This window comes from Sphingopyxis sp. Root1497, assembly GCF_001427085.1.
Classification (GTDB): Bacteria; Pseudomonadota; Alphaproteobacteria; order Sphingomonadales; family Sphingomonadaceae; genus Sphingopyxis.
Genome location: NZ_LMGF01000005.1, coordinates 639,052 through 651,207 on the forward strand (window position 1 = coordinate 639,052; position 12,156 = coordinate 651,207).

Sequence of the window (12,156 nt, forward strand, 5' to 3'; positions counted from 1 at the left end):
ATGATCATGACAACCCTGTTGCGACAGCGCGCAGACGCCGAAGGGGATGGTGTATCCACCCTGCCGCAGCCTTACCTGCTCTTTCTCGGCGATACGGTCGAGGCCGGCTTTGCCAAGACCGCCTTCGGTCTCGCGGACTGGGCGGGCGACCGCTGTGTCGGCGAGCTGGCGATCGCTGGCTGCACCGTCACCACCGGCCTGCCGCCGATGTCGCCCGCCGAGGCCGCGGCGGCCGGGGCAAGGGCGCTCGTGATCGGGGTTGCCAATCAGGGCGGCATCATCGGCGACGCTTGGGTCGCGGCGTTGGTCGAGGCGATGGAAGCGGGGCTCGACATCGTCAGCGGGCTGCACACGAAGCTGACGAGCGTTCCCGAGCTCGTCGAGACAGCGCAGCGCACCGGGCGGCGGCTGATCGACATCCGCACCCCGCCGCCGTCGATCCCGATCGGCACCGGGCGCAAACGCAGCGGCAAGCGGCTCTTGACGGTCGGCACCGACTGCGCGCTGGGCAAGAAATATACCGCGCTCGCGCTGCATCGCGCCTTCGTGGCGCGCGGTATCGATGCGGACTTTCGCGCGACGGGCCAGACGGGCATCATGATCGCGGGCGGCGGCATGCCGATGGATGCGGTTGTTTCGGATTTCGAGGCGGGGGCAGCCGAAATGCTGAGCCCCGACGCCGCGCCGGGTCACTGGGATCTGATCGAAGGGCAGGGGTCGATCTTCAACCCGGCCTATGCCGCGGTCTCGCTCGGTCTGCTCCACGGCAGCCAGCCCGATGTCTTTGTCGTCTGCCATGATCCGACCCGCAAGACGATCCTCGGCATGGAGAGCTTTGCTTTGCCGACGCTCGAGGAGGTCATCGATCTGACGATCCGCCTCGGCAGCCGCACCAATCCGGCGATCCGTTGCGGCGGCATCAGCCTCAACACATCGAGCTACGACGCCGACGGCGCCGAGGCTCTGATGGCCGCCGAGCGCCAGCGACTGGGGCTTCCGGTGACCGATCCGATCCGCGGCGGCGCGTCGTTCGACGCGCTCGTCGAGAATATTCTCGCATGAGGGTGGGCGAGACGGGTGGCAGGGCGAGCTGGTTCCAGCGCTTCCTGCTGCCCGGTTTTGCCTTGAAGGCCGTCATCATCGGCGGCGGTTATGCCACCGGGCGCGAACTCGCAGAATATTTCGTGCCCTCGGGGCCATGGGGCGGGCTCGCGGCGATGCTGCTTGCGACCGTCATCTGGAGCGTCGTTGCGGCGCTGACCTTCGCGCTCGCGCGTGGTCTTGGCGCTTACGACTATCGGGCTTTCTTCAAGGGTCTGCTCGGCCCGGGATGGATCGTCTTTGAAGCTGCGTACATCATCTGCGTTGTCCTGATGCTCGCCGTATTCGGCGCCGCGGCGGGCGCGATCGGCGCGGCAACCTTCGACTGGCCAGAGTGGGCGGGATCGGCTCTGCTCGCGGTGTCGATTGTCGCAGTGACCGCGTGGGGCACGGGCGCGGTCGAGCAGATGTTCAAATATGTCTCCATCCTGCTCTACACCGTCTACGGCCTGTTACTGGTCCTCGCGCTGGCAAACTTCGGGGGGCTGATCGGGCAGGGGTTCGCCAACGCGCCGCCGCCGTCGGGCAACTGGATGGCGGGCGGGCTCACCTATGCCAGCTACAATATCGTCGGTGCGGTGGTGATCCTGCCGGTGCTGCGCCACCTGACAAGCCAGCGCGATGCGGTGGTAGCGGGACTGATCGCAGGCCCGCTGTCGATGCTGCCGGCGATCCTCTTCTTCGTCGCGATGATGGCCTTCTATCCCGCGATCGGGGCAGAGACCCTGCCATCGGACTTTCTGCTCCGACAGCTGGCCATGCCGTGGTTTCATATTCTGTTTCAGGTGATGATCTTCGCAGCCTTGCTCGAAAGCGGCGCAGGCGCCATCCATGCGATCAACGAGCGTGTCTCGGGCGCTGTCGAGAGCCGCGGTCGCGCGCCGCTCTCCACGGGCAGGCGCGCGGTGATCGGCGCGGTGATCCTGACCGGCTGCATGTTCGTCGCGGGCGAGATCGGGCTCGTCGACCTGATCGCCAGCGGATACCGTTTCCTCGCCTGGCTGTTCCTCGCGGTCTTCGTCGTGCCGCTCGTCACTGTCGGCAGCTGGCGCCTGTTGCGGGGGCAGGCGGCGGCGCCCGCGGGGCGTTCGGAGTGATGCCGCTCCCGCGTGGGCATGGCGCAGCGACGGAAATCTGGCGGATGCCGGACACGTAAGAGGAACAACGGCGCCTGCTGTTGCCGTCGCGATTCCCCTTGCGACCTGAGAACCGGGAAGGACAAGAATTGAAACGAAGCTCGCTCCTGCTGACCGCGATCGCGCTGTCCGGCTGTTCGACTGGTAGCAGCGGCCCGCGGGCGCTCGAGGCCCCCCTGCACAGCCGGATGCTCGTGCTCGACACGCATCTGGACACGCCGTCGCACTTCGCCCGGCAGGGCTGGAGCTTCGCCGACCGGCACGCGCTCGCGGACGATATGGCACAACTCGACATCCCGCGAATGAAGGACGGCAATCTCGATGGGGGCTTCTTCGCGATCTATACCGACCAGGGCCCGCTGACGCCGAAAGGTTATGCCGATGCGCTGGCCTTCGCGCGGACACGCTCGGATCTGATCGACCGGACCATCGCGGCATATTCGAGTGCGATCGCCCCGGCGTTCACCGCGGCCGATGCGCTGCGGCTGAACAGGGAAGGCAAACTCATTGCCTTCAAGTCGATGGAGAACAGCTATCCGCTCGGCGACGATCTGTCGCTGCTGCAGGAGTTTTATACCAAGGGCGTTCGCCTTGCAGGACCGGTGCATTCGAAGGACAACCAGTTCGCCGACAGCGCGACCGGTGAGGGGCGCTGGAAGGGGCTGAGCCCGCTCGGCAAGCAATGGGTGGCCGAGATGAACCGTCTCGGCATGGTGATTGACGCGAGCCACGCATCCGATGCGGCGTTCGACCAGATCCTGACGCTGTCCAAATATCCGATCCTGCTGTCGCACTCGAGCCTGCGCTCGGCTTACGATCATCCCCGCAATCTCGACGAGGGACGACTGAAAGCCTTGGCCGCGAAAGGCGGTGCGATGTGCATCTCGACGGTCTTCCTGTCGGAGATGAACTTGTCGCCCGCGCGCGCCGAGCTGTTCGGCAAATACGAGCATATCGGCAGCATGACGCCCGCCGAGCAGGCCGACCTCACCAAGCGCTGGCGCGAGCTCGACAAGACCGAGACGCTCTGGGCGGCCGATTTCGAAGCCTATATGAAGATGGTGCTGCGCGCGATCGAGGTCGGCGGCGTCGACCATATCTGCTTCGGTGCGGACTGGGACGGCGGCGGCGGTCTGCCGGGCATCGAGGATATTTCGGCGCTGCCGAAGGTTACCGAACGGCTGAAGGCCACGGGCTATTCGGACGTCGATATCGAGAAGATGTGGAGCGGCAACGTCCTGCGGGTGCTGACGGCGCAGGGGAAATCCGGCTGATGGCTCCAAAGGGGCAAATGAACCGAGCGTGCCAGACCGGCGAACGGCGGGCACGAAATGATCCGCGCCCTCCCCGGTTCCGGCTGCGTTCCGCAAAGCCAAGTTTCCAGAGGATATCCCTCTGTGGCCATACCGCCCGCGGCGATCTGTGCGGAAAGACGGACCTTACCGGCGGGTATCGGGATTGGTCCTGATGGTGCAGCGAAACTCCGGTTCGCGCGCGGCGTGCGATGCCGGCCCGGTCGGGCGTGCTTTGCTACCCGGACCCCAAATCGATGATCGAAAAAAGTTGGGCCAATATTGAAAATATCCGTGCATATTTTCAAAAAGTGAAATATATATGGCAGTCTCGGAACAATCAGGCCGCAGGCGCGCCGGGAATAAGGGGATGAACGATGACTTTCGTGCACAAGATCAATATTTTGACTGGTGTTGCCGTCTGTGCGTTGACCACGCCGGCATTTGCGCAGAGCGCGCCCAGCAAGGAACCGGTCGATCGAGCCGTGCCGGCGCAAGCGGATGACGACGATAATCTGATCACCGTGACGGGGACCCGCATCAACGGCAATTTCGAAGCGCCGACACCGGTCCAGTCGATCGGGACGGAGCTGGTGGAGCAGCGCGGATCCACGAACATCGCTAATGTCATTAACGAGATCCCGGCTTTCACGGGTACGCTCACACCCGCATCCAGCAACCTCAATACCCGCCAGAACGGTGTCAACGTCGTCGATCTGCGGGGTCTGGGGACCAATCGCAATCTTGTCCTTCTGAATGGCCGGCGCGCGACGCCCTTCGACGAATTCGAAAATGTCGATCTGAACGCCGTACCGTCGCTGGCAATCCAGCGCGTCGAGGTGGTCACGGGCGGGGCCTCGGCCGCCTACGGGTCAGACGCCATTTCAGGGGTCATCAACCTGATTCTCGACGAAAAACTGGACGGTGTGAAACTCAACGCCCAATATGGGATATCGGACCGCGGCGACGCCGAAAACCTGCGCTTGTCCTTTGCGGGGGGTGGCGATTTCGCAGACGGGCGGGGGCATTTCCTGATCGCAGCGGACTTCGACGATAACAACGGAATTCCGAACGGCCGCGCACGGGGGTGGCAGCGGCGCAGTCCGGCCATCGTGACAAATCCGCTCGATACCGGCGCCAGCGACGGCATTCCGGCCTATGTGTTTCGCGACAACGCCGTGCTCTACGTAGGCAGTCCCAACGGCGTGACGATCGCTCTCGGACTGCCGACCGACAATCTGGAATTTTTCCCGGGGGGCATCGCACGCCCGCGCGTCCTCGGCGATATCGGTGGGTCGCTCATGATCGGAGGCAGCGGCGCCCGCCTCGGTGATCTCACCGCCCTCTCGGTGCCGGCGCAGCGGTTCAACGTCCTTGGCGCGGTCAACTATGATGTCAGCGACGGCGTGAGCCTTTTTGCGGAGGCGAGCTTCGCGCGATCGAAGTCGCGCGGCGCGGTGGTAAGCGCCTTCTCGTTCGGTGACGTGGTCATCACCCCCGACAACCCCTATCTGCCGGCCGATGTGGCGGCACTTGGCGCCCCGGTTGTGCTGTTCCGCACCTTCGAGGAGTTCGATCCGATCACCAGCGCCTCGCTCACCGAAAGCTACCGCTTCGTCGGCGGGCTGAGGGGCAATTTCGCGTCCAACTGGCAATGGGAAATCTCGGGCCAATATGGCCGCACCGATTTCAGCAACAAGCAGTTCAACAATCTTCTGGTGGGCAATCTCGTCCGGGCAGCGGACGCCGTCCGGGTCGGCAACAATATCACCTGCCGTGTCAACGCGAACGCGGACCTGACCGACGACGATCCGGCCTGCGTCCCGATCAATCTCTTCGGCAAGGGCTCGCCGAGCCAGGGGGCTATCGATTATATCACCGGGACCGGCATTTCGGACACGCGTATCGAACAGTCGGTGTTCGCAGGCGAGATTGGCGGCGAATTGTTCCAGGGCTGGGCCGGACCCGTGCTGGCGACCGTCGGTGCCGAGCATCGCACGCAGAAGCTTCATCGCACCGTCAATGCGCCCAATGCGAACGAGGAATTCCTGATCGTCAACGCGCAGCCGCTCGACGGCAAATATAATGTGACCGAGGCCTTTGCGGAAATCGCCGTGCCGCTGCTCGACGGTCCGCAGAAGCTCGATTTCAACGGCGCCGCGCGCTACACGCATTATTCCACGATGGGCAATGTCGTCACCTGGAAAGCCGGCATGACCTTCGAGCCGGTGGACTTCCTCCGCTTGCGCGGCACGATCTCGCGCGACATTCGAGCACCGAGCATCGGCGAATCCTTCGTTGAATCGGTGCTTCTGTTCGGCAACCTGTCCAATCCCTTCGTCGCGGGCGGCGGCACGTCGCTCGTCGCGACGCCGCTTTCGGGCAACCCCGATCTCAAGGAGGAGCGCGCGATCACCAAGACCGCCGGTGCGGTCTTCACGTTCGGCAGGTTCCGCGCCTCGATCGACTGGTGGAACATCAATCTCAAGGGCGCGATCGGATCGCTCAATGCGCAGGATATCGTCAATCGGTGTTTTGCTGGCGAACAGGATCTCTGCTCGCTGATTACCTTCGGGCCCGGCCAGTCCTTGCAGGAGGTCAGGCAACAGAATTTGAACCTCGGTTCTTACAAGCTGCAGGGCATCGACTTCGAAGCGCGCCATTCGATCGACCTCGGCAACGGCAAGCTCAGCCTGGGCGCCGTCGCAAGCTACCTTATCCACAAGAAGATTGCTCCTTCGGGCGGCGCACCTCTGGATGTCGCCGGCGAGGTCGGGGGACGCAACACGGGCGGCTTGCCCGATTTCAAGGCCAACCTCTCCGTCGGCTTCGAAACAGGCTCGTGGGGCGCGTTCGTGCAGGCGCGCTACATCGACGGAGGCGTCTACGACGTCACCTTCGATGGCGAGGATCTGTCGCCGAAGGACAACAAGGTCGGTTCGGTGACCTATGTCGACCTTTCGATCAAATATAAGCTCGACAGCGTCGGCACCGGCGCGGAGATCTACGCGGGCGTGGACAATCTCTTCGACCGCGACCCGCCCGTGGTCCCGGCGGACTTCATCGTGAACTCCGCCACCAATCCGGCGATCTATGACGTGGTCGGACGCAAATTCTATGTCGGCGTGCGCGCCAGTTTCTGATCGGAGCGCATGGCATGGACGCGGGAAAGGCGGGGCCGGGGCCTCATCCTGCGTCCGTGCCGTTGCAATTTGCCGCACACCCGCTTCCTTGTATCGCGGACGCGCAGTTTTCGATGGCAATGACGAACCCGCTTTGGCAAGCGGCTGCGAGAGCGACCGTCCGCATGTCAGGTCTTACCCGGCCCCCTATCTCCGCATGGTCAGCGGCAGCAATCGATCGTCAGGAATGTAATGAACCTTGTCCAACCGGAGCGGCAGGTGACCCTTTCCGCGAGAAATGCGATCATCCTCATGCTCGGGATGATCATCACGGCCGTTATCGCTCTCGGGTCACACGATCTCGCCATCGCGCATCTTGGCATTCCGTACCCGCACGATGACGATGTGCCCGAATGGGCCAGATATATCGGGCAAATCGTGCGGCTTGCCGCGATGGTCTATATATGCCGGCTCGCAAGCTGGTATCTCGATCGGCGAAATATCCTCCAGGCCGCGGCGATTTTCGGTCTGCTGATCGTTCTCCTGCAGGAATCGCTGCGCGCCATCGTGGTCGATAACATCGTCTCGGACGGTTGGATCGACCTGCGCTGGCTCGGGCTGCTGATGGCACGCCTGCCGAGCGTGCTGCTGTCGTTCTACAGCGGAGCCATTGCCGTCGTGATCGCCCGCAAGATCGGTTCGGGCAGGCCCTTCGCTCTCGCATCAGCCGTCGCGATCGCGAGCGCTGCCGGATATTTCGCGTTGCAGCCGGCTCTTGCGCATCTTGCGGAGGCGGTCCCCGCCGCGCTGCACCTCGCCGAGGCGCCCGAAGTCCACAAGATGCCCTACGACCTCTATATATATGCCTATATTTACGGCATGTTCATCGAGCCGACGATCGCCGCCTTTGCCTTGATCTATCTGATGTGGCCGGCGCTGAGCGGCTCGAAGCTGCGCCGCGTCGGCCTGTTCGTCCTGCTGCTGCTGCTGGTCCGGGGGCGCGTCGTGGCGACCGGTCTCTACAGCTTCTGGATCAAGGACAGTCTGCCAATGGCGTTCGCTGCCGAAGGCCAGTTTTTCGTCGAAACCTTGCTGCTTGCCGCATTGACCGGTCTCACCTGGTCGCTTGTGACGCCGAATGTCAGCGAGGGGAGAAGCGACGCGACCTGAGTCCTTGCGGAAGCGCATGCACAGTCGCTGGGCCTCCTGGGTGAGGCCCCAAGTTGTCCCCGAGGTCATGGAGCGCCGGCCGAAAGGGGCCAGCCGTCGTCAGGCCATGCGGCTGTGGGGGCGTGCGGCGGCTCGGGCTGGCGCGGGGACGTAGGAGGCCGCGCGGCGGCACGAGCTGGCGCTCAGGATGCCGCGGGTCGCGGGGCTGGCGCTCGTGCGCGGCGCGATCGGTTCGGTTACGGGCCCGATCCGGTGCCGGACCTCGAACGGGCCTGCGCCCATATATCCGCGATGGCGGCCAGAACCGTCTCCGGCTGATCCATGTAAATATAGTGCGACGCCCCGGCGACGGTGCGGTTGACGCCCCTTGTGGACAGGTGCGCGATGTCGTCGTGCATTCTCGCCCACTCCGCCTGCATCCTGGGAACATCTTCGGCGGCCTTGCCCGTTACGGGAAGCGGCGGCGGAGAGCCGGCGGTGAGCACGACAAGAGGAAGGTCGCCCAGCGCTCGCCAGGACGCTTTCAGCTGCGCCGAGTCCCGCCCGGACATCATCGCGTCGAGCATGGAGAGGAAATTACGTTTGCCCGCCGTTTGACGATCGATGCGCGCCAGGCGATCTTGCAAGGCCTGCGGATACTCCGGCGTCGGCGGCGCAAGGCAGTCGGGGTCGGCAATGTCCGGCGCACGACCCGCGTCGCTCACACATTTTTCGAGCTGCGCAAGCTGACCCTTCTGCAGGGGATCGAGAATCGCATAAAATGCGGGCGCTGCCTCTCGGATGCGATCATTCTGGTCGGGGCTCGACGGGTCGATCAGAACGATCCCGGCGACCTCGGCCGGATGGCGGAAGGCGAACATCAAGGTCTCGAAACTGCCAATCGAATGCCCGACGAGAATATAGGGCGGCTTGATCCCCGCACCGGACAGAAGACGCTCAAGATCGTGGGTGCGATGCTCGACATCCTGAACGTCGCTGCTGGGATCGCTGAAACCCGAGCCCGCGCGGTCCCAGGCGCAAACACGGCCATGCGCCGACAGGCTCGACTGGATGGACCGCCACGCGAGCGACTGGTCGCCGGCACCCGCGGTCAGGATCACGGCCGGTCCGCCCTTGCCGGTGCATCTTATATTGAGGGCCCGCTGCGCATCGACCTTCACCAGGGTCCCGGGCTGAGCATAGGCGTCGAGCGGAAGAGACGGCGTGACGATCGGGGTACTCGAACAGGCGGCCAGCAAAAGCGGCGCGGGGGCGAAGAGGAGTCCGACGCTCTTTCCCAGTCTCCGGGTCGGATAGCGCCGGCGCTGCGAGCCGTTCGAAATCGCCGCGCCCCGCCCGATCCCTCGTTGCCTCTCCATAACTCTTCTCCAGAAAATGAAACGCGCTTCTAGCCATTGGTCATATCGCGCCCATTGGAGCGGCCTGGTCGGCAGACCCCGCCGGGTCCGATGGCGGAGCGGCGCCGAGACGATGGTGCGGCATTCGCTCCTCGCGATGCGATACAGATAAGGCCATCTTTCAAAGATTGAAATAGCCAATATGATTCGACAGGGCGTCGCGGCCGCAGCGCCTGCCCAAAATTATCGCTGCAGAATATATCGTTATATCAATGTAATAGAACCACACTTTGCGCTGTTTCATTCTGGGCGCTGGTGAGGTCGAGCCGAAGCCCCTGCATCCGCCGCGAAAAAACATTTCCAGACGGAGAAATTGATCTTGCAAAGATTGAAAATCGTGCCAGACCTTGCGACGGGAGGCTTTGGGCAAGGTGGACCACGCGCGATCAGGCTTTCGATCGGTTTCGTCCTACGCATCCGGGCGGCTGCTCGGCGACCGAGCGGTCGGTCGGCTTTGCGCCCACCCTGCACTTGCCCGATTTTGTGCGACCCTTGATTTCGGGACAGTCGCGCGCGGCCATAAAATATAATTCGGAGGACGATATGCAGTTCAATCATTTGGGGGCCCGGCGTCAGGCAGGGATGCAAGCGATCTCGATGAACCGGCTTTTGATGGGCGTTTCGCTGGCCGCTGTTGGCCTTGCTGCATCGCCTGCCTCGGCGCAGAGCGCTGGCGGCGAGGAGGGCGCAGTCAACGAGATCATCGTGACCGCGCAAAAGCGCGAGCAGCGCCTCCAGGACGTCCCGATCAGCATCACCGCGATCGACGAAGATGCGCTCGCCAAGCGCGGCTACCAGCAAATGGGGGATTATCTTCTCGCCCAGCCCAGCGTCGTCATCCAGGACCGCGGTCCCGCGCGAAACCAGATCGTCATTCGCGGCGTGTCGACGCTGGTCGGATATGAGAACCCGACCGTGGCATTCTACCTCGGAGAAACGCCGCTCACGACCGGGATCGGCATCTATTCGCTCGGCTTTCCCGACTTCAAATCGTTCGACGTCAACCGGGTTGAGGTCCTGCGCGGCCCCCAGGGAACGCTCTACGGTGCCGGCTCGATGGGCGGCACCGTGAAAGTGGTACCGAACGAACCCGAGTTCGGCCGCGTCGGCGGCCAGGTGGAAGCCTCGGTTTCGATCACGCGCCGCGGCGATGTCGGCGGCAATATCGGAGCCGCTTTCAACCTGCCGATTGGCGAAAATGCCGCGTTGCGCGTCGTGGGATATCAATATGAGAGTCCCGGCTATATCGACAATGCGTTCAACGGGTCGCCCGACCCGGCGCTTCCGGTTGCGGAACTTGGCGGCGCATCCTGGACCGATTTCGGGGTATCGGCCTTCGGCGTCCCCGCGCGCTACGAACGCAATGTCAATTCAGCGAGAACGAGGGGCGCGCGGGCGTATCTCAGCGTGAGGCCGACGGACCGCTTCAAGATCACGCTGGGCGGCGTCTACCAGAAGTCGGTGGCCAATGGCCTGACCGACAATCTTCCCTCGCTCGGCGCGTTCAAACAGTCCCGGATGTTCGGCGAAGGGCTGGAGGATGACCTGAAGCTCGCCAGCCTCACCGCGACATACGAGCTAGGTGGGGCGCAAATCACCTCGGCAACCGCCTATCTCGATCGCGAGCAGACGCAGGACCGCGACGTCTCCGTTTTCTTCCTGAATGCGCCGCTGCGGCTGATCCAGAGCAATCACAACAAGAATTTCACGCAGGAACTGCGGATCGCCTCGTCGGGCGACGGCCCGTTCACCTGGCTGCTGGGAGGATTCTATTCGAAGACGACCGCGCGCGCGGTGGGCAATATGCAGTGGCTCGGTACGCCCCAGTCGGTGTTCGAATTCACCAGTCTTCTGACGGCCCTGGGGGCCTTGAACGGCCCGGTCACGATCGATCAGCCGCTGTTCCGGCGCAACGACCGCAACAAGGGAGAGCAAATCGCAGGATTCGGCGAAATCGGATATGCGATCACGGACACGGTCACCGCATCGGCGGGCCTGCGGGTCGCAAATTACAAGCTCGCCACGCTGGGCTTTGGCGACGGCGCCTTTTCTGGCGGCACCTCGATTTCCGATCTGCGTGCCGAAGAAACGGTCAAGACGCCCAAATTCCAACTGGAATTCAAGCCCGACCAGAATCAGCTCTATTATGTGAAGGCCGCCAAGGGCTTCCGTCTGGGATCCCCGAACCTGCCCGTGTCATCGACATGCGATGCCGATCTCGCGAACCTCGGATTGTCGGGCGTACCGCCGATCATGAAGTCGGATACGCTGTGGAGCTATGAAGCGGGCGTCAAGCAAACGCTCGGCGGCGGACGTGCCACGGTGAATGCTTCGGCTTTCTACATCGACTGGAAAGATATCCAGACCAGCTTCCTCCTTCCCAACTGCGGATTCTCCTTCGGAGCCAATGCGGGCAATGCGACCAGCAAGGGCGTCGAACTGGAGATCAACTGGCGCCCCGCCGAAGGGCTTACCCTGAATGGCGGGGCCTCCTTCACCGATGCCCGGCTATCCAATGATTCTCCGGCCGGGACGGGCATCGGCGGAAAGAAGAATGATCGGCTGCCGGGGATCCCGCGCTGGGCGGTTCAGGGCGGTATTCAATATGATTATCCGCTGCTCGGGGCCGAAGCCTTCAGCAGGATCGATGTCCGGTACATCTCCGATTATCTGAACCGCTTCCCGGGCGACCTCAGTTCCGCCGCCCAGCCCGCCGGCGACTTTGCGGTCGTGGACATGCGCCTCGGTGTCGCGATCGACAAGCGATTCAGCGCCGAAATCTACGGCGCCAATATTTTCGATAACAAGCAGTTCATCGTCGTCGACACCGAATTGCCCGATCAACGCCAGGTTCTGGGGCGGCCTCGCACCGTCGGCGTGACACTGCGCTATCAATATTGAGGGGCGGGGGAGGGGGCCGCGCTGGCGCGGCTCCCTT

At 63.4% G+C, this 12,156-nt stretch carries 7 protein-coding genes; 6 read left to right on the forward strand and 1 reads right to left on the reverse strand.

The genetic code is table 11. From position 1 onward, the window contains the following. The 5 genes from ASD67_RS17485 (at position 1) to ASD67_RS17505 (ending at position 7,821) form a co-directional block, all read left to right on the forward strand. Positions 1-1,062 carry a DUF1611 domain-containing protein gene (locus ASD67_RS17485; RefSeq protein ID WP_235535719.1) on the forward strand — a complete coding sequence of 354 codons (1,062 nt, stop codon included), beginning with the start codon at positions 1-3 and terminating at the stop codon, positions 1,060-1,062. Beyond that, positions 1,059-2,198: a YkvI family membrane protein gene (locus ASD67_RS17490; RefSeq protein ID WP_056350026.1), complete on the forward strand. Its 1,140-nt coding sequence runs from the start codon at positions 1,059-1,061 to the stop codon at positions 2,196-2,198. Before ASD67_RS17485 ends, ASD67_RS17490 begins: the two co-directional genes overlap by 4 nt. Positions 2,199-2,326: 128 nt before the next feature. Next, positions 2,327-3,511, forward strand: a complete 1,185-nt coding sequence (locus tag ASD67_RS17495) for a dipeptidase (RefSeq protein ID WP_056350028.1) — start codon at positions 2,327-2,329, stop codon at positions 3,509-3,511. Between the two features lie 395 nt (positions 3,512-3,906). Beyond that, positions 3,907-6,672: a TonB-dependent receptor domain-containing protein gene (locus tag ASD67_RS17500; RefSeq protein WP_056350030.1), complete on the forward strand. Its 2,766-nt coding sequence runs from the start codon at positions 3,907-3,909 to the stop codon at positions 6,670-6,672. Between the two features lie 300 nt (positions 6,673-6,972). Beyond that, positions 6,973-7,821, forward strand: a complete 849-nt coding sequence (locus ASD67_RS17505; protein ID WP_156377764.1) for a hypothetical protein — start codon at positions 6,973-6,975, stop codon at positions 7,819-7,821. Positions 7,822-8,057: 236 nt separating this feature from the next. Here ASD67_RS17505 and ASD67_RS17510 read toward each other — a convergent pair whose 3' ends face one another. Next, a complete protein-coding gene (locus ASD67_RS17510; protein WP_056350033.1) occupies positions 8,058-9,179 on the reverse strand; it encodes an alpha/beta fold hydrolase in 1,122 nt (373 codons plus the stop codon). 636 nt (positions 9,180-9,815) lie between these two features. Here ASD67_RS17510 and ASD67_RS17515 point away from each other — a divergent pair. Then, on the forward strand, positions 9,816-12,119 hold the full coding sequence (locus ASD67_RS17515) for a TonB-dependent receptor (RefSeq protein WP_162248608.1): 2,304 nt from the start codon (positions 9,816-9,818) through the stop codon (positions 12,117-12,119). Positions 12,120-12,156: the final 37 nt, after the last annotated feature.